General features: G+C 36.9%; 23 protein-coding genes and 1 tRNA gene. 14 read left to right on the forward strand and 10 right to left on the reverse strand.

Annotation, left to right across the window (positions count from 1 at the left end; all coding sequences use genetic code 11):
- Positions 1 to 944 precede the first annotated feature (944 nt).
- Together blaOXA and HUS24_RS11380 are read left to right on the forward strand one after the other, a co-directional pair.
- The gene (gene blaOXA, locus HUS24_RS11375; RefSeq protein ID WP_173912552.1) at positions 945 to 1,796 is read left to right on the forward strand and encodes a class D beta-lactamase; all 852 of its coding nucleotides are present in this window, start codon (positions 945 to 947) and stop codon (positions 1,794 to 1,796) included.
- Between the two features lie 353 nt (positions 1,797 to 2,149).
- On the forward strand, positions 2,150 to 3,853 hold the full coding sequence (locus HUS24_RS11380) for a GGDEF domain-containing protein (protein ID WP_173912119.1): 1,704 nt from the start codon (positions 2,150 to 2,152) through the stop codon (positions 3,851 to 3,853).
- Between the two features lie 47 nt (positions 3,854 to 3,900).
- Here HUS24_RS11380 and HUS24_RS11385 read toward each other — a convergent pair whose 3' ends face one another.
- Entirely contained in the window at positions 3,901 to 4,683 is a 783-nt protein-coding gene (locus HUS24_RS11385) for an AbiJ-NTD4 domain-containing protein (protein ID WP_254433851.1), read from the reverse strand.
- 166 nt (positions 4,684 to 4,849) lie between these two features.
- Positions 4,850 to 7,681 (reverse strand): excinuclease ABC subunit UvrA, encoded by a 2,832-nt coding sequence (uvrA, locus tag HUS24_RS11390; RefSeq protein WP_173912120.1) that lies wholly within the window; start codon positions 7,679 to 7,681, stop codon positions 4,850 to 4,852.
- Positions 7,682 to 8,016: 335 nt separating this feature from the next.
- On the opposite strand from uvrA, the gene HUS24_RS11395 reads away from it, so the two are divergent.
- Entirely contained in the window at positions 8,017 to 8,751 is a 735-nt protein-coding gene (locus HUS24_RS11395) for a hypothetical protein (RefSeq protein ID WP_173912121.1), read from the forward strand.
- Between the two features lie 78 nt (positions 8,752 to 8,829).
- Here the strand turns inward: HUS24_RS11395 and HUS24_RS11400 are convergent, their stop codons facing one another.
- Positions 8,830 to 9,204 carry a hypothetical protein gene (locus tag HUS24_RS11400; protein ID WP_173912122.1) on the reverse strand — a complete coding sequence of 125 codons (375 nt, stop codon included), beginning with the start codon at positions 9,202 to 9,204 and terminating at the stop codon, positions 8,830 to 8,832.
- Positions 9,205 to 9,390: 186 nt separating this feature from the next.
- On the opposite strand from HUS24_RS11400, the gene HUS24_RS11405 reads away from it, so the two are divergent.
- Positions 9,391 to 9,732 (forward strand): GlpM family protein, encoded by a 342-nt coding sequence (locus HUS24_RS11405; RefSeq protein WP_173912123.1) that lies wholly within the window; start codon positions 9,391 to 9,393, stop codon positions 9,730 to 9,732.
- 126 nt (positions 9,733 to 9,858) lie between these two features.
- Here the strand turns inward: HUS24_RS11405 and tenA are convergent, their stop codons facing one another.
- Complete coding sequence (tenA, locus tag HUS24_RS11410) at positions 9,859 to 10,533, reverse strand: thiaminase II (protein WP_173912124.1); 675 nt, start codon at positions 10,531 to 10,533, stop codon at positions 9,859 to 9,861.
- Positions 10,534 to 10,758: 225 nt separating this feature from the next.
- Between tenA and HUS24_RS11415 the strand changes: the two genes are divergently transcribed.
- The 3 genes from HUS24_RS11415 to ssb all read left to right on the forward strand — a co-directional run bounded on the left by HUS24_RS11415 (position 10,759) and on the right by ssb (position 13,976).
- Positions 10,759 to 11,841, forward strand: coding sequence for a DUF475 domain-containing protein (locus HUS24_RS11415; RefSeq protein WP_173912125.1), 1,083 nt, complete (start codon positions 10,759 to 10,761; stop codon positions 11,839 to 11,841).
- Positions 11,842 to 11,978: 137 nt separating this feature from the next.
- Positions 11,979 to 13,343, forward strand: coding sequence for an MFS transporter (locus tag HUS24_RS11420; RefSeq protein WP_173912126.1), 1,365 nt, complete (start codon positions 11,979 to 11,981; stop codon positions 13,341 to 13,343).
- 51 nt (positions 13,344 to 13,394) lie between these two features.
- Positions 13,395 to 13,976: a single-stranded DNA-binding protein gene (ssb, locus tag HUS24_RS11425; RefSeq protein WP_173912127.1), complete on the forward strand. Its 582-nt coding sequence runs from the start codon at positions 13,395 to 13,397 to the stop codon at positions 13,974 to 13,976.
- A 68-nt stretch (positions 13,977 to 14,044) separates the two neighbouring features.
- Here the strand turns inward: ssb and HUS24_RS11430 are convergent, their stop codons facing one another.
- Positions 14,045 to 14,509 carry a hotdog fold domain-containing protein gene (locus HUS24_RS11430; protein ID WP_173912128.1) on the reverse strand — a complete coding sequence of 155 codons (465 nt, stop codon included), beginning with the start codon at positions 14,507 to 14,509 and terminating at the stop codon, positions 14,045 to 14,047.
- A 120-nt stretch (positions 14,510 to 14,629) separates the two neighbouring features.
- On the opposite strand from HUS24_RS11430, the gene HUS24_RS11435 reads away from it, so the two are divergent.
- Entirely contained in the window at positions 14,630 to 15,253 is a 624-nt protein-coding gene (locus HUS24_RS11435; RefSeq protein WP_173912129.1) for a TetR/AcrR family transcriptional regulator, read from the forward strand.
- Positions 15,254 to 15,396: 143 nt separating this feature from the next.
- Positions 15,397 to 15,960, forward strand: coding sequence for an alkyl hydroperoxide reductase subunit C (gene ahpC / locus HUS24_RS11440; RefSeq protein ID WP_173912130.1), 564 nt, complete (start codon positions 15,397 to 15,399; stop codon positions 15,958 to 15,960).
- An 84-nt stretch (positions 15,961 to 16,044) separates the two neighbouring features.
- Here ahpC and HUS24_RS11445 read toward each other — a convergent pair whose 3' ends face one another.
- Together HUS24_RS11445 and ycaC are read right to left on the reverse strand one after the other, a co-directional pair.
- On the reverse strand, positions 16,045 to 16,968 hold the full coding sequence (locus HUS24_RS11445) for a LysR substrate-binding domain-containing protein (RefSeq protein WP_173912131.1): 924 nt from the start codon (positions 16,966 to 16,968) through the stop codon (positions 16,045 to 16,047).
- A 134-nt stretch (positions 16,969 to 17,102) separates the two neighbouring features.
- Entirely contained in the window at positions 17,103 to 17,729 is a 627-nt protein-coding gene (gene ycaC, locus HUS24_RS11450) for an isochorismate family cysteine hydrolase YcaC (protein WP_173912132.1), read from the reverse strand.
- 296 nt (positions 17,730 to 18,025) lie between these two features.
- Here ycaC and HUS24_RS11455 point away from each other — a divergent pair, with 296 nt between their 5' ends.
- The 4 genes from HUS24_RS11455 (at position 18,026) to HUS24_RS11470 (ending at position 21,947) form a co-directional block, all read left to right on the forward strand.
- Positions 18,026 to 18,901, forward strand: coding sequence for a pirin family protein (locus HUS24_RS11455; protein WP_173912133.1), 876 nt, complete (start codon positions 18,026 to 18,028; stop codon positions 18,899 to 18,901).
- A gap of 468 nt (positions 18,902 to 19,369) precedes the next feature.
- On the forward strand, positions 19,370 to 20,668 hold the full coding sequence (locus HUS24_RS11460; RefSeq protein ID WP_173912134.1) for an FAD-dependent oxidoreductase: 1,299 nt from the start codon (positions 19,370 to 19,372) through the stop codon (positions 20,666 to 20,668).
- Positions 20,669 to 20,674: 6 nt separating this feature from the next.
- A complete protein-coding gene (locus HUS24_RS11465; protein WP_173912135.1) occupies positions 20,675 to 21,508 on the forward strand; it encodes a cyclopropane-fatty-acyl-phospholipid synthase family protein in 834 nt (277 codons plus the stop codon).
- A 19-nt stretch (positions 21,509 to 21,527) separates the two neighbouring features.
- Positions 21,528 to 21,947 (forward strand): GFA family protein, encoded by a 420-nt coding sequence (locus HUS24_RS11470; protein WP_173912136.1) that lies wholly within the window; start codon positions 21,528 to 21,530, stop codon positions 21,945 to 21,947.
- 58 nt (positions 21,948 to 22,005) lie between these two features.
- Here the strand turns inward: HUS24_RS11470 and HUS24_RS11475 are convergent.
- The 3 genes from HUS24_RS11475 to HUS24_RS11485 form a co-directional block, all read right to left on the reverse strand.
- A tRNA-Thr gene (locus HUS24_RS11475) sits at positions 22,006 to 22,081 on the reverse strand.
- A 261-nt stretch (positions 22,082 to 22,342) separates the two neighbouring features.
- Positions 22,343 to 22,570, reverse strand: a complete 228-nt coding sequence (locus HUS24_RS11480) for a hypothetical protein (RefSeq protein WP_065993358.1) — start codon at positions 22,568 to 22,570, stop codon at positions 22,343 to 22,345.
- Positions 22,571 to 22,902: 332 nt separating this feature from the next.
- Complete coding sequence (locus tag HUS24_RS11485) at positions 22,903 to 23,802, reverse strand: LysR family transcriptional regulator (protein ID WP_173912137.1); 900 nt, start codon at positions 23,800 to 23,802, stop codon at positions 22,903 to 22,905.
- A gap of 110 nt (positions 23,803 to 23,912) precedes the next feature.
- On the opposite strand from HUS24_RS11485, the gene HUS24_RS11490 reads away from it, so the two are divergent.
- Complete coding sequence (locus tag HUS24_RS11490; RefSeq protein WP_173912138.1) at positions 23,913 to 25,265, forward strand: MFS transporter; 1,353 nt, start codon at positions 23,913 to 23,915, stop codon at positions 25,263 to 25,265.
- Positions 25,266 to 25,561: the final 296 nt, after the last annotated feature.

The following is a 25,561-nucleotide window of genomic DNA, read 5'->3' on the forward strand; positions in this document are numbered from 1 at the left end:
TAACAATATATTAAGTCAATGATGTATAAAGATATTATATTTTGATTTGAGCCAATGAATATGCTAAAGATTAAAAAATGATCAAATGGCAGAATTTAAGTCAACCGAATAAAAATATCAATCAGAACAAGTAAATAAATAGTGAAAATTCACATAAGATGGGGAAGTATTCAATGAATTATCATTATATGTTAATTGTTTTTATCTATTAATATTTTATTTTCTATTGAAATAATTAATTATTTCAATTTTGTTTTAATGAGTTGTTGAAATATTTATAAATATATTTTTTTGTAAATTTAACACATGATTTTTGCAATAAAATGACACGTTGGATAAAAAATAGTCATATAAAAAAATATAGGTGATAAATATCACATTTTTTATTTTGAATGTGCGATATGTTAATTCATACTAAAATAATCGGCTTTACTTTATCGATTATTTTTTACATAATTGTTATATCAAATTTATATAAAAAATTTGATTACTTTCTCCATGGTTTTACTTTTTAATGCCCGATTTTCCCCAAGATTGGGCTTTTTTTTTCTTTAAATTTGAATTTAATTAATATTAAAAAAATATAAATAATAGAAGTTATTTTAAACTTTAAGTTAATAAATTGCTCAATCTAGATTTAGAAATTAAAGGAAGAATTGATTTAAATTTTTAATGCTTTATTTTGGTGCAAATAAAGGACTAGAGCATTTTATTTTGACAAAAAAAATCCCAATTTTTTATCAAAATTGGGATTTTTCGCCAAAATCTTCGGAAAATTTAGAAATTCTGCTGAGGAATATTTCTAAATCGCCCTAATGGGGTGCATTATGCACTTAATTGTTGCACTTGTAAATATTTTCTTACATCCTGTTCTGAAAAACACGACATTCTTTCAAATCTATGCAAGCTATGATGCGGATATATACCAAAATGATGGAACAATAATGCGCGGTATCAAGCAAATTGCTATTGTGAGCCTGATAGTATTAAGCACTGCATGTGCACATCAAAGGTTAGTACATCATTCACAAGAGGCTATAAAGACTCCTCCCGATCAAATTAATACTCGAGTGCAAGATATTCCTCATCTATTTGACGAGGCAAAAACCCAAGCAGTTGTGGTGCTTTATGATGGACAGCAGTTTCAACAGGTAGGTAATGATTTAAGCCGAGCCAATACAGCATTTATCCCAGCATCTACTTTTAAAATATTAAATGCCTTGATTGGTTTACAATATAACAAGTCTAGCGTAACTGAGATCTTTAAATGGGACGGTCAAAAACGTGCATTTCCGAGTTGGGAAAAAGACCTGACTTTGGCACAAGCAATGCAGGCTTCTGCTGTACCTGTATATCAAGAATTAGCCAAACGTATTGGCTTAGACTTAATGCAAAGCGAAGTCAAACGAGTCGGATTTGGTAATGCTGAAATTGGTACACAAGTTGATCAATTTTGGTTAAAAGGTCCTTTAAAAATTACACCACAACAAGAAGCAGAATTTGTCTATCGTTTAGCCACTGAACAATTGCCGTTTGATATAAAAGTACAGCAACAGGTAAAACAAATGCTTTTGATAGAGCAACGTGGTGACTTAAAACTCTATGCTAAAAGTGGTTGGGGAATGGATGTTTCGCCACAAGTGGGTTGGTACAGTGGTTGGGTAGACAATGGTCATGGCAAAATTACTGCCTTTTCTTTAAATATGCAGATGCATGCAGCAGATAATGTGGCAGAACGTAAAGCATTAACCTTAGATGTATTAGATAAGCTAAATATTTATAGTTACTTAAGGTAAAAGCGTAGGCAAAAAAATGCCCAGTCGATAGAGGTGACTGGGCTGAAAAGGGTATAACAAGAAACTTACAGCGCGATATATAAAAAATAATTTATCAATTTGATGTGATAACTATATTCAGTTTATTGATATCTGTAAAACAGAGAATTTTGATCATTAAGATTCGAAAAAACGATAATTATTTAATATGGCTAAACAAAATTGACTTTTATTTAAAAATATCAGGTAATTCATCCATTCTGAGCGATGCTAAGTGTTTCACAATGCTCAAATATGTTTTACATTACTTTGATATATTGTTTATTTTTTGACTGCATTCATTCATTTTTTTACTCAAAGGAAAGCATTTTTCAATGTTTAATCGACATTCTGAACAAATAACGAAGCGATTAATGCTGTCGATGCTCATCATTATCGTCTTGTTTTTATCTATTTCGATTCCTTTGATTGTAAATAGTTTTATTGAATATCAAAAAGCGCAAAAAACATTGGTGGAAATTCATAACTTAAGTGTGGTGGCTGATTTAGCCAATAAAATATCGCGTGAACGTGGCCCTTCTAATGTTGCGATGTCGAGCGCAGCTGCGGATCAGCAAAAAAATATTCAAGAATTGGTTCAATATCGTCAGACCGTGGATGCACAAGTTGTATCTACCTTAAATAGTTTACAAGCATCTGGAGCAACGGCATTGGCGGGGGAATTAAAATTAAAAGTACTCCCAAGTTTGTTACAAGGTCGCCAAGCGGTAGATATATATCTGGCTATGGATGCACACCAACGTAATGCAAATCAATATGATCATGCCATTCAAAGCATGTTTAGTGCGTGGGATCATGCGTATAGTCTACTTAAAAATGTGGTCATGCAGTCTCAAAATAAACAAGGCGAGGTCTCGAATTATTATACTTTGACTTTAATTTTAGCTGATTTGCGTGATCAGGCTGGGCGAGTTGCTTCTAATATTATGGCGTATGTGTCTTATCAACAGCCATTACCGAGTAATAATATTGCCCAAGCGTTACAAACACAGAAACAAGTTAATTATTTATGGTATTTGGTCAATGCGGTTCAGCTAGAAAAATATAAAACACCTGAATTTGAGCAGCGTTATCAATTGGTAAAAACACAGTTTATTGATCAAGGGATTCCGATCATTATCCAGTTAATTGAGGAAAGTAACCGTAAAGTGCCTTATCACATGAATGGAGTTGAGCTCAGCCATGCCGTCTCAGATAAATTTTTAACGGTTGTCGAGCTGCAAAAGTATTTATTAACGCAAAGTGTTGAGGTTGCAAAGCAGCAAGAATTTCAAGCACAACAAAAATTAATCTTGGTGAGTTTGATCTCTATGATTTCTTTATTTGCTGCATTATTTACCATGGTTTATGCACAAAAAAGAGTATTTTCACCGTTGATCCATGCACGTGACAAAATTTTGGAACTGATCCAACGTTATGATATTGATACAGATGTAGAACAAAAATTAATGACATCGCATTCGTTGAATGAAGCTGTTGATCGGTTAGGGGATATGTTAAATCAGCGTGCCGAATTTGAGTTTCAACTGAAAAATATGGCAAATACAGACAGCTTAACAGGTGTATCCAATCGTTTAGCATTGGAAAATTATCTCAATACTATTGCGATCAATCCAAGCCAATTTTCACAGTTAGGTTTGATTATGGTGGATATTGATAATTTTAAAACGGTAAATGATCACTATGGGCATATTGTGGGGGATTGTGTGATTGAGCTAGTAGCACATACTGTCCAACATAGTGTGAAAAATGCAGATTTGATTGTGCGTTTTGGTGGTGATGAGTTTTTAGTCTTGGTTCAAGGGCAGCCTTTGGTGCAATTACTTGCACTTGCTGAACAGATTCGTTTTGCTATTGCTGCTTTAAAAATTTCTATTCCTGATACAGATGAAAGTATTCATATCTCGGTGAGCCTTGGTGTTGCTGTAGGGGCGAGTTCATGGAATGAGTTGTTTATGCAGGCGGATCAGTCTTTATTTCGTGCAAAAGCACAAGGTAAGAATGTGGTGCATGGGTGAGGATGGAAAACCTCAAAAGAGGTTTTTTTGATCATTTTAAAATATAGTTATTTCGTTTTTTCAATGAAGTAATTGATGAAATTAGTACATGCAACGAGCATAAATTTAGCATCGATATATGTTAAATTAGATTCTTCAAGCATTGCATGACGGATACCATCACTATCTGATGTGTAGCCATAAAGTTGGCTTAAACTTCCTTTGAGCGCAGGGTGTAAGCCAAATTTATCCTCAACAAGTTTTAAAGCTTTTCCTAAAGTAGCTTTTTCGTCATGAGTCACAATTTTACAGATAGATTCAACGGCACTGATGGATTCTTTAATTGAATTTCGATAGTCAGGGTTTTGACGATCTGATATCAATTTTAGAGCTTGATTTAAGTGTTGTTGGACCCCTGAATATGGACTTGTATTTTCTAAAGCTTGTTCAATAGATTCGATTTCTTGTTCTGAGGTAATTTCTGTAATTTGATTGTCGACTATTCTATAAGCAGAGTTTTCAACTTCTAAGCAATCATTTAATAAAAGAATGAAATCTTCTTTATTTTCATCAAAAGGAAAGTATTGAATGCAAGCTTCTATAAAATCATAAATTTCATACCAACGGTATTTTTTGAAAAATAAAGTGTCAATTTCTCCAATAGTGGCTTCTATCAAATATGGAATTTGATCAATTCTTTTTTTGAAGCAACTATGGAATAATAATTTAAAAAATGATTCTAGGTTACTTTCTGATATAAGATTAGTTCGAGCAATATAGGGGGGAGAGTATTTTTGAAAAATGCATTCACTAATCGCATTCCATAATCCATTTTTTAAAGCATCATCCATACTTTATTTTTGAATAATTTCCCGAACAGGTTTATATCCGTATCTTTCTGAAAAGCGCATTATTTCCCCAATAAAATTTATATTTTTCAATCTTCTTTTTAATCTCCCCTGACCCCTCTTTAAAAAGAGGGGAACATCATTTTCAAATAATGGCAGGGGAAAAGTCTTACTTCAACATCGGCTTTAAAAACTTCGCTGTATGAGAAACTTTCGATTTCGCCACGTGTTCAGGTGTACCTTCCGCAATAATTTCACCACCACCAGCACCACCTTCAGGACCTAAATCCACAATCCAGTCCGCAGTTTTGATCACATCCAAATTATGCTCAATTACCACGATGGTATTCCCCTTATTGCGTAACTCATGAAGAATATCCAAAAGTTTTGCAATATCATGGAAATGCAAGCCAGTGGTTGGCTCATCTAACACATACAAGGTCTTACCTGTATCACGTTTTGCAAGCTCACGTGCGAGTTTGACACGCTGCGCTTCACCTCCTGAAAGTGTGGTTGCAGACTGACCCAAACGAATATAGCCTAAACCCACTTGGTTTAAAGTTTCCAAACGACGATGGATCACAGGAATCGCATCAAAGAAATGCATTGCATCTTCAACCGTCATTTCCAACACATCAGAAATATTTTTGCCTTTATAGCCGACCTCTAAAGTTTCACGGTTATAACGCTTGCCATGGCACGCATCGCAAGGCACATACATATCTGGTAAGAAATGCATCGCAACCTTGATCATACCGTCACCTTCACAGGCTTCACAGCGACCACCTTTCACATTAAAGGAGAAACGACCTGCTGCATAACCACGGGCTTTGGCTTCAGGCGTTTGAGCAAAGAGTTCACGAATCGGAGTAAATAAACCTGTATAGGTTGCAGGGTTGGAACGCGGTGTACGACCAATCGGACTTTGGTCAATATCCACGACTTTATCAAGGAACTGTAAACCATCAATCGAGTCAAACTTTTCAGCCGTTAACGTTGTTGCACCGTTAAGTTGGGTCGCAGCCAAAGGCAATAAAGTACGGTTGATGAGCGTTGATTTACCAGAACCTGACACGCCTGTGACACAGGTCATCACACCCAAAGGAATCGTCAAATCGACATTTTTCAGATTATGACCTGCTGCACCCATCAGTTTGATTTGCTCTTCAGGCTTAGGCGGTTGCACACGGGCTTTCGGGACTTCGATTTTTAATTTTCCAGATAAATATTGCCCTGTGAGTGAATCTTGATTCGCAGCCAATTCATCATAAGTCCCTTCGGCAATCACATGACCACCATGCACACCTGCACCTGGACCGATATCAATAATATGATCTGCTGCACGAATGGCATCCTCATCATGCTCAACGACTAATACCGTATTGCCGAGGTCACGTAAACGCACGAGGGTTTCAAGCAAACGATCATTATCACGTTGATGCAAACCAATAGATGGTTCATCGAGGACGTACATCACGCCCATCAAACCAGCACCGATTTGCGAAGCCAGACGAATACGCTGCGCTTCACCGCCTGACAAGGTTTCAGCAGAACGAGAAAGGCTAAGATAATTCAAACCCACCGAAACAAGGAAATGCAAACGCTCACGGATTTCTTTAAAAATCTTATCGGCGATTTCACCTTTTGCACCATCAAGATTTAAATCTTGATAATAACTTTCCGCATCACCAATCGACATTTTGGTAATTTCGGCAATGGTTTTGTCTTTGACACGCACATGGCGTGAAATTTCATTGAGACGAGAACCACCACAAGCATCACACGCTGCATTGGATAAATATTGCGCCAAGTCATCACGGACATAATTTGACTCTGTTTCACGATAACGACGTTCTAAATGCGGCAAAATTCCTTCAAAGGGCTGTACTCGATTATGTTTGCGACCACGCTCATCGACATAACTGAGGTCAATTTTTTCCTTGCCTGTACCATAGAGAAATTTCTTTTTGGTATCGGCATCGAGTTCATTCCATGGCGTATCCAAAGAAAAACTAAAATGATCCGCTACTTTTTGAATCATTGAATAATAATATGGACGTTGTCTGTCCCAACCCCGAATCGCACCTTGGCTGACAGAAACTTCAGGATTTGGAATTAATTTTTCTGCACTAAAATGGCTACGTGTACCTAAACCATCACAAACAGGACAAGCACCAAATGGGTTATTAAAAGAGAATAAACGTGGTTCAAGTTCAGCCACAGCGCGGTCACATTCAGGACATGAATGTTTTGCTGAAAATACACGGTCAGGTTGTTCACCTTTCATCCACGATAAAATTGCAATATCGCCACCTAAACGCAGGGCTGTTTCAAAGCTTTCTGCAATACGATTACCTAAGTCATCACGCACTTTAAAACGATCCACCACCACTTCAATGGTGTGTTTTTTCTTTTTATCCAATTCAGGTGGTGTGTCAATGTCGATCACTTCACCATCGACACGAGCACGTACAAAACCTTGACTTTGTAATTGCTCAAAGAGGTTACTGTATTCGCCTTTACGCTCACGGACTACGGGCGCAAGCAACATGAGTGCTGTACCTTCCTCTAGGGCTTTTACAGCATCGACCATTTCCGAAATAGTCTGTGCCACCATTGGCAGATCATGCTCAGGACAGTAGGGCGTACCTACACGTGCATAAAGTAGACGTAAATAATCGTAAATTTCCGTGATTGTTCCGACCGTTGAACGTGGGTTATGGCTGGTTGACTTTTGTTCGATGGCAATGGCTGGACTTAAACCTTCAATCGAATCAACTTCAGGTTTTTCCATTTGTGATAAAAACTGGCGTGCATAAGCAGACAACGATTCAACATAACGACGTTGACCTTCAGCATATAAGGTATCAAAAGCCAGAGATGATTTACCTGAACCTGAAAGCCCCGTAATCACCACAAACTTGTCTCGTGGAATATCAAGGTTCACATTTTTTAAATTATGGGTACGTGCGCCTCGAATACGGATATGACTTTGGCTCATAAAGACTTTCTCGGAATTGTGCAAATGTAGGGTGTATATGATAGCGATTTAAATTTGTTCAAGTTGTATTAAATCATTTTTTAGCGTCAATTTATGTCAGTAGCATGTGAAAAATACAATAATCAAAATGAAGATGTAGTCTGAGAACTCATGATATTTCGACTTATAACTATGTATTTGAAAAGTTGAAGCATAATATTTTTAAATAAAAGTGGTCATAAAGTGACTAAAATTTATCTCGGAGTATAAGTTAAATAAATATTTAATTTTTATAGTTTAAAAAATAATAAAATAATAGATGTGAGACAAAAAATTAGAAACAACGAGTATATAAAATGCTAAAAAAGATATGTGTATTGGGAATGGGGTTGCTGTTAAGTTGTAGTATTTTTGCACAAGAAAGTAAAATTGTGACCTTTGAGCAATTTCTACAATTAGATGTAGAACATGCGGCTCAAATGGAATTTACCGATGTTACCCCAAGTACCCAAGCGTGGACAGCAATTTATGTGATTGGTAAACAGACTGTACCTGACCGTACAGCCCAAATGAATTTAGTGATTTTACCTGAAGGTTTGATTAATAAAGCCAATCCCACTGAAAAATTGAGCCAAACGCTATTAGTTGCAGATGATTTACCATTACGCAAAAAATTTTCATTGAATGAATTTGATGATATTGCAGATGAAATCGAAGACCAAACGGATAAAAAAATTCAAGATCCTGTTGTAAAGGATGGTGATGTGATCCGTACCTATGCACAAGTGATGGACTGGGTACCTGAGTATGGTATTCAAGATTTTAAACTCAGTATTGGTGTGCCTGAGCAAAATGGTTTTGAGCCTCTTGCGATTTATATGATTGTTGGTGAAGGGGATAAGCCTCAGCAAGTCATTGATCTGATGAACCAAAATAGCAACTTAACTAAAGAAGAAATGCAAGATAAATTTAGAGCAACCAGTAATAGTCCTGAGAGCGGTTTGATAAAAATGGAAACACGACTCATGATTTTTTTAGTAATAGCTGCCTTTATGATGTTTCTCTATTGGGGAAAATGGCGCAGAAATTAATATCATTTAATTTATAAAACGAAGTAGAGAAAAAGTATTTTAATACTTGTACTTTCCTCTACTTTTTCACAAATATATTTAACAGGCAATCGGATAAGGTCTTTCAAAAATAGAATCAAGCTCCTCAAAAGCAAACTGACGTGGGATATCATGATGCTGTCTGGCATAGAAATTTATTTCTTTTTCAAGTAGTTGTAAAAAATCATTATAGTGATCTTCAAAATCATGCAGATCCAACAAATCCCAACCTTGGGACAGATGACAATGATATTGTTCGATAAATGCCAACATCATTTTTTGGATGTGTGAATTGGTGAAATAAATCAAATACGTCGCAGCAGCACCGCAATGTTGGCAACCTTTTTCAAGATAAATTTCCTCGTTATTTAACCAACAACATTGTAAAGTAAAAAATGTGCGAATCGCCTCAGTACCTAAAGTCGGATTTTGCATATGGACCTCGCAATTGACCAAATATAAAATTGATAATGATAATTATTATCAATAATTATCTGTGAATTTTAGTCAAATGTCTAGTCATGAGTTTTTAATTGGATGTTTCCTACTAAATTTACGCATAAGAAAAACATTGCGTTAAAATTTGAATATTTAAAATTTTAGGTTCAGAGCAATATCGAAATGCTGTCTTTATTATTGAAATGTGTACTTGGGGCAGCAGTGGTGTTATTGATTGCTTTACTGTCTAAAAGCAAAGTATTTTATATCGCTGGTTTAGTCCCCTTGTTTCCTACTTTTGCATTGATTGCACATGTGATTGTGGCACATGACAAAGGTGCAGTTGCATTGAAGCAAACCGCATTATTTGGAATATGGTCTTTAATTCCTTATTTTATCTATCTCATCGTTGTGTATCTGTTGGCAACTAAAATGCCTGTGTGGTCATGTTTAAGTGTAGCAACACTGGGTTGGGTGATTGCCGCAGCAGCTTTGATTTATGGATGGAATTATATTTATTCTTGAGAAATTCAAAATAAAATAGAAGGTTAAAATCTGAAAATCTAAAAGAGATTTAAGCTGCTTTGAAGTGATGTTGACGTTCCTTCTCCTTTGAAAGGAGAAGGTCAGGGACGGAATATCTGCTACAACTTATTGCTCATCTAGACTCAACCATTGTCTTTGATGATAAGCGCTATCCCAAAATAAATATTCAAGTTCAACACCTTTGGTATAGGCTTGATGCATTTTCTCAATGGTATCAGCATCACAACGTGCTGCAATACGGTCAATGGTGAGTAAAACATTTTTCACTGCTTCATTAAACTCTTCACCAGAATACGTGTCGACCCATGCTTGGTATGGGTTGTTTTGGGATGATTTATTGACAATATCTTTGCCCACTTCTGCATAAATCCAGAAACAAGGTAAGAGAGAAGCCAAAACCACAGGATAGCTTTCTGACCAAGCTGTTGCTGTTAAAAATGAAGTGTAATGATGACATGCCAAAGTCAAAGGCGTATTTTCAAAATCTTGTTTGCTAATACCAAAATCTTGCATAAAACCATCATGCAAACTGCGTTCAACCACAATGGCTTCTTTTGCACCTTGGGTAAATTGGATAATGTCATCGGCAGCATAGGCTTTGGCACCGCAGACTGCTAAAGCACGACCATATGCCACTAAATAATGAGCATCTTGAATAACATAGTGACAAAAAGCCGCTTTGTCTAAAGTACCTGCTGCGAGTTCTTGGTTAAATGGTAGTGCCAAAGTTTTTTGATAAAGTGCTTGATTACGCTGCCAAACGTCTTGAGAAAATGACATACAATGATTCCAAATTGTTTATAAAAAATGGATTAACTATAACAATAAATAAAAAAATTACGACCTGAAAAACCGTTTAAACCAAAGAGAACATTTAAAAAAATCATACCAAGAATTTAAGCATCCTAGACAAAAGTTGTCATAATTAGCCTATCTCGCTTAAACCTGCTTTTAAGTACTCTTCGTTTATCAGTAGATAAAAAATTATTCATAGGTCGATCTATCATGTGGAAACATTTTGGTTTCTCAATCATCTTTACGGTCGTGTGTCTGGCTATTTCTGCATATTGGGGTTTTCACCATGGTCCAGAAGCTGGCTTAAAGACAATGTTCACGGCATTAACCATTACTGCGATTTTAGCGGTGATGGAAGTTTCACTTTCATTTGACAATGCTGTCGTCAATGCTTCGGTTTTGCGTGGTTGGGATCATTTTTGGAAAATGATTTTCTTAACCGTGGGTATTCTCATCGCTGTTTTTGGGATGCGTTTGATCTTCCCGATCGTGATCGTGGCTGCAACAGCAGACATGGGCATGATGGAAGTGGTGAATATGGCACTCAATGATCCGAAAAATTATTCAGAACGTCTGATTGCCCATCACGCTGAAATTGCGGCCTTTGGTGGCGCATTTTTATTGTTGGTTTTTCTAAATTTCTTCTTGGATGAAGGCAAAGATACCCATTGGTTTAAATGGCTTGAAGCACGTTTAGCCAACTTAGCCAATGTGCCTGCGATGTCTGTTTTCTTAGCATTGATTGCTTTATTAATCATGGCTGCCAATGTTGAAGAAGCCAAGCGCCTTGTGGTTACCATGGCAGGCATTTGGGGAATTGTGATTTATATCGGGGTGCAAGTACTCAGTCATTTACTTGGTGGTGAGCCTGAAGTGGATGAAGAGGGCAATGCGATTGGTCATGATGCTTCTGGCGCACCAACGGGTGCAATCAAAGCAGGGATCGGTGGTTTTATTTACCTCGAAGTTTTAGATGCTTCTTTTAGTTTTGATGGCGTAATTGGTGCATTTGCGATTACATCAGATGTTGTGATCATCATGCTTGGTCTTGCAATTGGTGCAATGTTCGTACGTTCGATGACCATTTATTTGGTTGAAAAAGGTACTTTAGATGCTTATATCTACCTTGAACATGGTGCGCATTATGCAATTGGTGCATTGGCATTTATCATGATTGCCAGTGGTACAGGTGTGCATGTGCCTGAAGTGGTTACAGGTCTGATTGGTGTGGCATTTATTGTGTGGGCGGTGATTGCATCGATTCAATACAATAAACGCGTTGCACAGCATTAATGCTTTTTTAAGAAAAATGAATATCATGAGGACGTATTTATACGTCCTTTTTTATGCGTAGAACTCCCACAAACTGGTGGCAATATGCGATGATAGGGCACAAATAAAGTGAAAAAAGTTTTGAAAAGTTTATTGATATGATGAATTCCATAGAGCGTCGTTCCACTTTTGCATTAAGTAGTATTTTTGCCTTACGCATGTTGGGGTTGTTCATGATCATTCCTGTCTTTGCCATCGCAGGACAGTCATATCAATATGCAACGCCAACATTGATCGGTTTGGCAGTGGGGGTGTATGGTTTAAGTCAGGCACTTTTACAAATTCCTTTTAGCCTTTGGGCAGACCGTTTTAGTCGTAAACCACTTATTGTCTTTGGTTTATTATTATTCGCCTTAGGTGGGGCTGTGGCGGCGATGTCTGAAACCATTTATGGTGTGATTATTGGTCGTGCTATTGCAGGTGCAGGGGCAGTGTCAGCAGTGGTGATGGCACTTTTAGCCGATGTCACGCGTGAAGAAAACCGAACCAAAGCCATGGCGGTGATGGGCATGAGTATCGGTTTATCCTTTACAGTTGCTTTTAGCTTAGGTCCTTGGCTCACCACATTGGTCGGAATTTCAGGTTTATTTTGGGTGACGACCTTGATGGGGTTGTTGGCGATTTTGACTTTATTTTTAGTGCCTAAAACTACACGTCATCATAGAAACTTTAAACAAGGCTATATCAAACAACTCAAACAAGTCTTGAAAATGGGTGATTTAAATCGTCTGCATGTGTCGGTATTTTCATTACATTTATTACTCACAGCGATGTTTGTGTACATCCCTTCACAGTTAATTGATTTTGCGAATATTCCTTTATCAAAACATGGGGTTGTATACTTGCCCTTATTGGTGGTGAGTTTATTCTTTGCATTTCCAAGTATTATTTTGGCTGAAAAATATCGCAAAATGCGGGGGATTTTTCTGACAGCGATTGCTGGGATTATTGCAGGTTTAGCGATTTTAATTTTTGGTTACGAATCTAAATATATTCTGTTACTGGGTTTAGGTTTATTTTTTATTGCTTTTAATGTCATGGAAGCATTATTGCCATCTTGGCTCTCTAAAGCTGCACCGATCCAGTCCAAAGCAACAGCAATGGGTGTAAATGCCAGTGGGCAGTTCTTAGGCGCATTTTTTGGGGGAACTTTGGGTGGTCAACTGATTTTGTTAAATAATACCGCGATGGGTTGGAGTGTCTTAACTGCTATTGCTATAATTTGGCTAATAATCAGTTTCGGTTTGGCACAACCGCGTTATTTAACCTCAATTGTTTTGCGTTTACCTGAGGATAAACAAACCGATGATTGGACTTCTCAATTGCTGGCAATTCGTGGTATTGAAGAGGTCGTGGTGATGTCTGATCAACAAGTGGCATATATAAAGGTTGATAAACAGCAAATTGATGATGCTGGGCGACAACATTTAACGCACTTGTTTGGCAAAGAGGTAGCCATTTAAACATAACTCTTATAAAGTAAAACATAGAATCGAATAGGAAGATAATATCTGATGCGTGGTGTAAATAAAGTCATTTTAGTGGGTACATTAGGTCGTGATCCTGAAACGAAAACTTTCCCAAATGGAGGCTCTCTCACTCAGTTTTCAATTGCGACAAGTGAATCTTGGACAGATAAAAATACGGGCGAAAGAAAAGAACAAACAGAATGGCACCGTATCGTATTGCACAACCGTTTAGGTGAAATTGCACAGCAATATTTACGTAAAGGTTCAAAAGTTTATATCGAAGGTTCATTGCGTACTCGTCAATGGACAGACCAAAATGGTCAAGAGCGTTACACGACTGAAATCCGTGGCGAACAGATGCAAATGCTTGACTCACGTCAACAAGGCGAACAAGGTCAAGGCTTTGGTGGTGATAATGGCGGTTATGCGCAACCACGTTTTAACAACAATAATCAGCAAGGTGGTTTTAATAACAACCAAGGCGGCTATGGTAATCAAGGCAATCAAGGTAACTATGGCAATGCAGGCAACAATGTTAATCAAGGTTTCCAATCACCTAAGCCAGCAGCACCTGCTGCGACACCTGCACAAGCACCTGCTGATTTAGATGATGATCTTCCGTTTTAAGCCTTAAAATGGTAAATCATTATCCAAACCCTCTGTAAAAGCAGAGGGTTTTTACTTTGTAGTGAACGCTATTTCTTAGCTGATACCCACATCGTAATCACCGCATTAAACACTTTTTCATTTGCCGTATTGCGAACTTCCACATTCACCAAATAATCACTGCCTTGATTCCATTGAAAATCTGCCTCAACAGGCGTGGCAATGGCAGTCAGATCAGTTTCAGCTTTTTTCAAATATTCAACCGTCATGCCTTTAGGAATCCAACGGTGGGTAGAGGGAACAGTAGCATCGGTCATGGTGCCGCCTGCAAGTTCAGCCATATTACACATCGCAATCGCATGCACCGTTCCGATATGATTAAGTACGGCACGCTGTTTCTTGATTTTAATTTCGCAATAATTTGGTCTTAGTGTTTCAAATACAGGTGAAATACTACTGAAATAAGGGGCTTTTAGACAAATCAGTTTGGAAAAAGTCCATTTTCCAGCAGGTTTGTTGGCGAGGGTTTTCCAGATTTTTAATGCTTGGCTCATTGTTATTTCCTATTTTCATTGCATATCCGATATGATTCTAATACAGAATAATATTCTGTTATTGGCTTGGTAGACAAATTTAGCTTAAAGTTGGTCAAAGCACAGCGGTGGAACTGAAGATTGGAAAATATAGAATTATTAGAGCGCGTTTATACTGGGAAACGTGCGCACTTAAAACGCCAAATTCTAAATCAAGCTTTGTACTGTTTTTTGGAAAATGGGTTAGAAACGACCACCATTGAAATGATCCGTGAACAGGCAGATGCCAGCGTCGGGGCTATTTATCATCATTTTAAAAATAAAGAAGGCATCATTGCAGCGTTATTTTTTGCAGCGTTAGATGATCAAGCTCAGCGCAGAGAAGATGCTTTGAAAAATGCTGAAAATATGCAACACGGTATTATGGCAATGGTAGAAAGCTATATTGATTGGGTGACGGATTACCCTGATTTTGCTCGTTTTTTATATGCAGCCAGATTTACAATAACGCAAACTGCACAAGATCAAGATTTGCAACAACGCAATCAATCGCGTAATAAAAGTCTATTGCAATGGCTACAACAACAAGAGGATTTCCAGCTTTTAGCCCATATTCCTCATGATTTGTTACTGTCTTTGGTGATCGGTTCAACAGAGAATTATTGCCGTGCATGGTTATCTCATAAAGTGAAAAACTCACCGCAAGTCTATAAAGATGTATTCGCAAAAACCGCATGGAGTGCGATTGCTTATTTTCCCAAGTGATCTATGAAAACGATCAATCTTTGTATTTATGATCTAAAAAATAGATTAATTTAATAAAAAACTTCTGTTTTACCGATTCAACGATTTTTCGTATTCTAGTTTCACAGACAAGCAATCCCTGAAACGAATTGAAGGAAAATAACATGAGTTTGATTAATACTGAAGTAAAACCATTTAATGCAACTGCTTATAAAAATGGTGAATTTATTGAAGTTTCTGAAAAAGACATGATCGGTAAATGGTCAGTGGTATTTTTCTATCCTGCTGATTTTACTTTTGTTTGCCCAACAGAGTTAGGTGATTTAGCAGATAATTATGCTGAATTCCAAAAAATGGGTGTAGAGATTTATTCAGTTTCAACCGATACCCATTTCACCCATAAAGCTTGGCATGACAGTTCAGATGAGATTAAAAAAATTCAATATACAATGGTTGGCGATCCAACATGGACATTGGCAAAAAACTTTGAAGTTTTAATCGAAGCTGATGGCTTGGCAGATCGTGGTACTTTTGTGATTGATCCTGAAGGTAAAATCCAAATTATCGAAATCAATGCAGGCGGTATTGGTCGTGATGCGCAAGAGCTTCTTCGTAAAGTAAAAGCAGCGCAATATGTACATGCACATCCAGGTGAAGTATGTCCTGCAAAATGGAAAGAAGGTGATGCAACGCTTGCACCATCAATTGATTTAATCGGTAAAATCTAAACTTAAGTTTTAAAAGTACAAATAGTTTTAAACATAAAAATCCAGAACAAAGTGTCTGGATTTTTATTTTTGCTCGGATGATTCTTAGCTTAAATAACCTTGATGTTGCTGCGCATATTGGCGCATTCCTTCAATAATATGCGTAATAAATTTGTCCATCACGACACGTTGTCCTTTACGTGAAGCATACACCAATTGTACGGTGCCAATATTAGAACACCATTCAGGTAATATATGGATGAGACGACCTGTTTGAATATCTTTTTCAACAGCTAAATAGGGCAAATCTGCAATGCCCAAACCCTCTAAAGCTGCAAAATAAACACCTGATAAATCATTACTTTTTACACGTGGTTGTAAATGAATATCAATTTGCTCAGCATGCGTCAAATTATGTAAATGCCATTGATTCTGCTGTTTTTGCATGCCTAAAGCAACACTTGGAAATTCGTATAATTCAGTGATATGTGTCAGTTCACGTCCTTGCAAAAGTGTTGGACTTGCGACTAAGCAATGCGTAGTTTTAATAACATCTCGTACAATAATACTAGAGTCTTCATTTTCAGAAAAATTAGTACGAATCGCCAAATCAATATCATCATTTAGCACGTCTACTCGGCGGCTACTCAGTTCCATCTCAATATTTACTTTTGGATATTTATTCATAAACTCCGTCAGGAGGGGTTGAATTTGTCGTTCCATCATCATCGGAGGGCAGCTAAATTTAATTAAACCTTGAGGTTCAACATTTTGTTTTAATAATATATTTTCAATATTGTCTGCATGTTCGATGATTTTTTTACATTCTTCAAAAAACTCTTGTCCCAAAGGCGTAACTTTAAAGTGACGGGTAGAGCGTTGAATCAAGGTCACATTAAATTTGGCTTCTAAATCTAAAATACGTCGACTTAATTTGGATTTGGTAATCTCAGTAGCTTCACTGGCAGCACTAAAGCCACCGTATTTGACGACCAAATAAAAATAATAGTAATCATCAAATGAATGCATGGATTATCCTAAATTTAGTAAAATTTAAATCCTATCATAACGGATAAATTACAGGGTGTGATTTAACCGATAAGCCATCAGATCACTAAGAAAAAGCGACCCGAAGATCGCTTTATAAGATATCAAATGATGGGTTATTTATCTGCGGTATTAAAGCTATAGCTGTTCATCAAGTTGCGATAATCAGGGATATGATTTGAAAATAAAGCCCCTAAACCTTCGACATCATTACGCCAATCACGGTGCAATTCACATGCCATACCAAACCATGTCATAAGTTGTGCGCCTGCATTTGACATACGATCCCAAGCAGCATCACGTGTTAATGGATTAAATGTACCTGAAGCATCGGTGATGACGAAAACTTCAAAGTCTTCCTCAAGTGCTGAAAGTGCAGGAAATGCAACACAAACTTCGGTGACTACACCTGCAATAATAAGCTGTTTTTTACCTGTTGCCTTGACTGCTTTTACAAACTCTTCATTGTCCCATGCATTGATTTGACCTGGACGAGCAATAAAAGGTGCATCTGGAAACATTTCTTTGAGTTCAGGCACCAGCGGGCCATTTGGGCCATTTTCAAAACTGGTGGTTAAAATAGTTGGTAAATTAAAGTATTTTGCTGCTGCTGCAACGGCTAAAACATTAGTTTTAAATTTGTCTGGATCAATATCACGAACCAATGATAAAAGACCTGTTTGATGGTCAACGAGTAATACTGCAGCGTTGTCTTTATCTAAACGTACGTATGGTTTTCCCATTAGAATTCTTCCTGATTGTGATGAAACAAATGAGATACTGGGCAAAGATTTTGTCAGTATCTTTGTGAATACCGTTTTATACTAGGGCTTTAATATTTAGAAATGAAGACGCTTTGATAAGACAAATTATCTTATAAATAAGATAATCGGCTAATGGTTTGAATCTCTTCTTAAAATGGTTATTTTACTTTGAATTGTCCTACCGATGAGATAGAGCGTATCGGCATAGCACTGGGTAATCAGATTGAAAATAATTAAGATAAACCCATGTTTAGTCCTAGAGATAGGAGTTTGAAATGAAGAAAGTTATAGGCGTTTATCGCAATAAAAATATGCATTGGGTTGGTGATGGTTTTCCAGTAAAAAACCTATTTTCTTATGATCGCTTAGGTCAAGCGATTAGCCCATTCTTATTGTTAGATTATGCAGCACCGTATCATTTTGATGCAACGACTACACAACATGGGGTAGGTTCCCATCCGCATCGTGGCTTTGAAACAGTTACTATTGCTTATCAAGGTGAAGTCAGCCACAAAGACTCTGCGGGTGGTGGTGGAACCATTAAAACAGGTGATGTACAGTGGATGACAGCAGGGGCAGGTTTAGTGCATGAAGAGTTTCATTCACACGATTTTGCTGAAAAAGGTGGTCTGTTTGAAATGGTACAGCTTTGGGTAAACTTACCTGCGGCGGATAAAATGACTGCACCAAAATATCAAGCGATTGAAGCTAAAGATATTCCTGTGGTGAAATTTGACGATAACGCAGGACAACTTCGAGTGATCGCAGGGCAATATGCTGGGCATCAAGGTGCAGCTTCGACCTTTAGCCCAGTCAATGTTTGGGATGTTGAGCTAAATACAGGACATGTTGAAAACATTTTTGTGCCTGTGGATCATAATACGTTGCTTGTAGTGCTTAAAGGTGAGTTGATGATAAATGCAACTCAGCATGTGGAAGATCATTCGATTGTGATGTTTGCAAAAGATGCTGAAGCACATATTCAAATTGAAGCGACCCAAGATGCTAAATTTTTGGTGTTAACAGGTAAACCTCTGAATGAACCAATTCAAGGTTATGGTCCATTTGTGATGAATACGAAAGATGAAATTATTCAAGCATTTAGTGACTTTAATAATGGCAAATTTGGTGCAATTCCTGTACAAAGTTAAAACTAAGGCGGATCAAATGATCCGCTTTTTTTATGTATCAATACTTAAGTTCTAACAGATGAAATTTTTAGATAAAAAAAAGAGCTTCTATCCCACACTATAGAAGCTCTATTACGCTGTAAGTTATCTTTATACTTTTCACCTATTTATCAAAATAAATGTGTGAAGTAGTTATCATTTATGCCGCTCATCATACTGAATGTGTTTTTATTTGTAAATAGAATAAAGGGTAAAAAAGTGAATTTATCTGCATATTTTTAAATGGATTTTATTCTAAATTGAAAAATATCTTTATAAAAAAATAAGTTATCCTTTATTTAGTGGAAATTTAAACTAAAATATTTTTCTAATGGTTGAGTTAAAAATGGTCTAAAAGTGAAAAACTGCGAAAACTGGAACTTTTTAATAGCCTATTTTTAAGGTGCTTCATTCATAATAAAAAAAATGGTTAACGCTTGGATAATAACTTTGAATATTGCAGTGATTGGTAGTGGCATGGCTGGGCTTGCTACCGCAAGAATTCTGAAAGATGCAGGACATAACATTACCATCTTTGAAGCTTTACCTGGTCGTGGAATGGATAGCCATAGTCTAGCGTTTGAAGGTGGGCTGATTGATGCGCCATTACGTGTGATGAACCCACATTTATGGAAAAATACTTTAAGTTTAGCCACACATTTGGGTATTAAAACATTTCCTGTACGCACATTTATGGCATGCAGTTGGTTATTTGAAGATAAAACTGAAACATGGTTAACCACTACACGTTCACGGATTGGTAATTTTCCGATTATCAATAATCGCAAAGGTATTAAGCAATACGGCTGGCGTTTGGTCAAAGGCATGTTGCAACTCAAAACAGCGATTCACCAATTTTTTAAATCCAAAAATCAAGATATTACGTTGGCTGAATTTATTAATCATAATGATATTGAAGAAGTATTTTGGCATGGGGCGGTGATGCCTGTGCTGTATACCATTTGTACTTGTGATCCAAAAACTATTGGTGAGTGGCCTGCGAAACCATTGTTGGTATTTTTAAGACAACTGACGGATGGTGATGCTTTATTACGCTTACATGGTGGGACACCTGCTTTGGTGGATAAGTTGGTAGAAGGGATTGATGTTCATAGTGGTTCAGCAGTATCCAAAGTTGAGCAACAAGGTGAACAAGTCTTGGTAGAAAATGAGCAGGGTGAGCAGCTTTATTTTGATCGTGTGATCGTCGCCACCCCCACCACAAAGTTAGAAAGCTTTTTAAATGCTGAACAATTTGCAGAAGACATTGCCTTATTAAAACAATTCAAGTTTGAACAAGGTAAGTTGGTCATGCACACCGATGCAACAGTGATGCCACCCAACCGCAAAGATTGGTGTGTGCTCAGTTATATGATGGACCGTAAATTTACCAAGCAACAATTTACAGTATGGTTAAACTCAGTTGAGCCGAGCTTGGTTGGGAAGTCTGCGGTGTTCCAAACTTGGCGACCAATTACCCCAATTGATCCGAAAAAAGTCATCTCAAGTGTGACTTTGAGCCGTGCAGTGGTGAACTCTGAAACAGTGGCATTAAACAAAGAGTTGCAACAACGTCATCATCAAGTCAACCGTAAAGTCTTCTATTGTGGTTCTTGGTCATGTGATGGTTTACCGATTTTAGAGTCAGCAGTCACTTCAGCGATGCATATTGCAGAAATTTTTGGTGCGCCATTGCCATTTGTAGGCTTAAAACCTAAAGTTGAGGTTGCACCACAACTTGGCTACTGATGTGTTATGAACTGGATTCAAGCAATACAGCAACAATTTTCACAACATAAATATGCTATTAATGCAAAAATCTTAGGTGATGATGCGCTGTATGCTTGGACAAATTTAGGATATTGGACAGCAACCACGCAATCCTATCCACAAGCTTGTCGCCAATTGGCAGATCAGTTGGCGCAAGCAGTTGGTTTAAATTCAAATGATGAGGTTTTAGATTTAGGCTGTGGACGAGGTGCAAGTATTTTGCACTGGAAAAATCATTATAAAATTCAAAAACTCAGTGCAGTAGACATGCAACAACATTGCATAGATCAGCTACGACACAATCTAAATTCAAACATTAAGTTTTACTCAGGTTCATTTTTAAATTTAAAAAATATTTTACCTGATACGCATTTTGATGTCGTGCTTTGCATTGATGCCGCTTATCACAGTAATTTAAATTTATTTCTAGCGTCTGTGCGACCTTTTTTAAATTCAAAAGGGCGAATCGGTTTTCATTACTTAATGTTGACCGACAAATGGCAAAACTTGTCTAGCTTTGAACAAGAAAAATACCGTTTGTTGCTGAAATCAGCAGATGTTCAGATCGAACATTTACATACTCAGACTGATATTCAACAGATCATGCAGCACTATCAGTTTGAGCATATACAGATTGATGATTTGTCTGAGCGTGTTTTACTGGGCTTTGCTGACTATATGTCACAGCAAAAACGTTCTGGAAAATATAAGCATTTCCTCGATAGTTTTAAAATAAAAATGACCGCCAAGCTCTGTAATAAACTGCATGCGGATGGCTTAGTACGTTATATTCAAATTACAGCTCAAAATGAGCAATGAGAATAACAAGGGCAATAACATGTCAGTAAAATATTCAGGTGGTTGTTTGTGTGGTGCAGTTCGTTATCACGCCGAAGTTGAACCGAAAGTCAGTTTTAATTGTCATTGTCGAGATTGTCAAAAGTCGAGTGGTGGAGCCTATGCACCAATCGCATTCTTTGCTCAATCACAACTCAATATTCAGGGCGATGTAAAGTATTATCAATCTTTGGGTGTTTCAGGGAAAATGATAAAACGTGGTTTTTGTGGCAATTGTGGTTCAAATTTATTTGGTTTACCAGAAATTGCGGTAGAATTGATTTCAATTCGTGCCGGAACTTTGGATGATCCTAATATGTTTCGACCTAAATTTGAAATATTTACCAGTCATGCAAATCAATGGGATATTTTAAATCAAGATATTCAGCACTTTACACATGCCATAGAAAAGAAAAAGTAAAATAAAAACCAGTCTTCAAAAACAACAAAACCTCACTAAAAAGTAAGGTTAAGTAAAATGGTGCCGGCACACGGATTCGAACTGTGGACCTACTGATTACAAGTCAGTTGCTCTACCAACTGAGCTATGCCGGCAATGTGGCGAGAATTTTACAGAAAAATGACGATATTGCAAGCCAAAAAATAAGCACTTGAATGATGTGAATGATTTATTTTTGACTATGTATTTTAAAAGCTAAAATCATTGAATGCATGATTAAAACTACATGAAATAAAATAGCCCTTATTTTCATAAGAGCTATGTTGATATTTAAGTCATTTTAAACTGTTTAATCAAAAAATAGTCAAGGATGCTTTAAAAATAAAGTCAGTTGTCAAAATCATTAAATTCGGCATTTATTTGCTCCTTAAAACTTGGTCTAGGTCTTGAGCGCATTCTTCTAGGGTGAGTGCCATGTCTATTTGCATTTGTGGCTTCAGCTCATTTGCCAGTTTTCTCCATTGTTCAATTAAGCGGATGGCTTTTTGTACTTTATGTTTATTGATGTCCTTTGCGATGGTTGGGGTGTATCCACCACGTTTAGCATTTTTGATTTGTTTTACATAATTTGCGCTGTTATTCATTCTAACTCCCGAATACCAGAATCTATGTGTTGAGTCTGCTTTTTTCGCTTGTTGGTACCGCATCTTTGATAGTAGTCATGAAACATTGCATCTAAATGATATTTAATTCGATTTTTCTCCTAAAGGCTGTAGTTCATACTAATACCAAAATATTTATTTTAATCAACTGGATAACATTAGTTTTTATAAAAATGATTGTCTTTTTAAGCAGTTAAGGCATAGGATGATTTGTATCTATATATTTAATACATTTTTTAAGTAAGTAAGGCATAGGTATCTGTATAAAAATAAAGAAATTGAGTGAGTGATCAAAAATTAAACTTTAAAATACATTATCTAAATTTTTGTGCTGCAAGTTGCTCAACTAAATAGTCTAATAACAGCCGAACTTTATGCGCTAGAAAATGATGGTGAGTAAATAGCGCATAAATTGGTCTGGCTGGACGCTGATAAGTGGGCATGAGCGGTATAAGTTCACCTTTTTCGATATTTTCTTGAATGAACCATTGTGGTGTCATGGTTAGCCCAATACCTTTGAGCGCTGCTGCAACCACCGTGTCCAAGGTATTGGATCTCATTTTTACAGGGACTTTAACTTTAAGTTTTGTTTGATGATCGAGAAATTCCCATTCATTGGCAATTTTACTTTGACTATAAATTAAACATTGGTGTTTTGATAAATCTAGCGGATGTTCAGGTATTCCATTGTTAGCAAGATACAGGGGTGAAGCGCATAAAACCCATTGAATCTGTCCTAATTGTCGACATAGTAATGAAGAATCTTCAAGTTCTCCAATCCGTATAGCGAGGTCGATGCCTTCATTTAACATATCTACAGGTCGATCTAATAAAGTGATTTCTAAATTAATTTTAGGATAGCGCAACATAAATTCAGTCAAAATTGGGACGAGGTAGTGACGTCCAAATAGTGTGGGTGCACTGATATGTAAATTACCTGAAGGCTCTTGATGATGCTCTTTGAGTTGGCTTTCAACTTGATTTAATTCATTTAAAATCTCTTTGACTGCGGCATAGTAAGCACTGCCATCTTCGGTTAAAACGATTTTACGCGTGGAACGAATCAGTAATTTTAAACCTAGCCGTTGTTCTAGGGCAGTAATCTGACGGCTAATGGTTGAGATAGATAAGCCACTTCGCTTGGCAGCTGCAGATAGGCTGCCTGTTTCTACAATTTGAGTAAATAATTCAATAGCATCGATTTTATTATTCATAGCTCTATCTATTTTTGCATATTTGCAAAAGTATCATTCAATTTTGCCTATTATCACAACATAGCCAACATGCTAATTTAAATCAACACTGATTGAAATGGTGTCTCGCCATGTCTTCATCTGAAAAATCATTTTCCGTTATTTATTCTGTTTTAGGTCTAAGTTTGGCGGTATTTATTGCCAGTCTGGATAGCTCAATTACCAATACTGCGTTACCACAAATCAGCCAAGCCTTGCACATTGTTTTTACTGATGCAATTTGGATCGTAAACAGTTACCAATTGGTGATGGTGGCGCTCATATTACCATTGGCAGCACTTGCCGACCAAGTTGGTCATAAAAAGATCTTTTTAAATGGCTTAGTGATTTTTATAGTGGCATCGTGGTGCTGTGGTTTAGCAAGTTCAATCGATCAGTTAATTTTCGCAAGAGCTTTGCAGGGCGTAGGTGCAGCCGCAATCTTGGGGACTAATATTGCCTTAGTGCGATTAATTTATACAGCTAAAAATTTAGGTGTGGGCTTAGGCATAAATGCACTTATCGTTGCGCTTGGTTTGGCGGGTGGCCCGATGATTGCGTCAGTTATTTTGTCTAAGCTAACTTGGCATTGGTTATTTTTCATTAATGTTCCAGTGGGTGTATTGGCTTTGGTCGCTGCATACGCATTGCCAATCTCTAACAAACAGAAAAACCAAGCTTTTAATTTTATTTCAGCGCTTTTAAGTATGGTGATGTTTGCAAGTATTATTTATGCACTTGCAGCGTTTGCATTATCTGGTTCGGTTTTATTATTTTGCTTATTTATGGGGCTGGGGGCCTTATCTGCAGTTGTCTTATACATTCGTGAAACTAAACAAAACTATGTAATTTTTCCTTTTGATTTATTTCAGCATTCTATTTTTTCACTTTCAATTTTAACTGCATTTCTTGCTTTTATTGTACAAGGACTGATGTTAATTGCTGTGCCTTATATTTTATTTCGATCTGGATATTCAGTCGCTAAAATAGGTTTTTTGATCGCCCCTTGGCCTGTCATGGGAGCAATTATGGCACCTGTTGCAGGGATATTATCTAATCGAATTTCATCTGCATATTTGGGGGCAATTGGATTGGTGATTTTAAGTGGGGCGATTGTTGTATTGATTTATTTTCAGGCAAATCTTACACATGGACTAATCATGTTATGTATGGCGTGTTGTGGCATAGGTTTTGGTGTGTTTTTAACACCTAATCAACGCATGTTAATGGCAAGCTCACCAATACAACGAAGTGGGGTCGCTGGTGGAATGCTGAATATTGCTCGCACTACAGGACAGGCTGTAGGCGCGGCACTAGTTGCTGTATCTATTCAGTTCACTGAAAAAAGTGACAGTATGATGTTATGGCTTGCTGCGCTGCTTGCTTTATTGGCAGCAGTTGTAAGTTTTTATCGTAAATTTAATTTGGAGAATGATCAGGAATAGAATTTTCTATATTAGACGTCGATGAGGAGAAATGTCTTTTTATCAGTGTCTTCTAATGTGATAGATAGCCTCCTTTTAAAACTAAAGGTATAAATTGTCAGACAAAATCGAACATCTTTTATCGGTAAAAGTTGAATCTTTTTATAATTATCGTTATAAATGGTAGAAGAAATAGTCATCTCTTTGTCATAAGAAATGAGTATTTTTAGCTTGGGAAATATACTTGTGAAATAGCGAAACAAAATTCTTATTCACAATAAGTCAATCGTCTAATTTAAAAGCGATGATAAACTTTG

Origin of the sequence: Acinetobacter sp. Marseille-Q1618, assembly GCF_902809855.1 — a bacterium.
GTDB lineage: Bacteria > Pseudomonadota > Gammaproteobacteria > Pseudomonadales > Moraxellaceae > Acinetobacter.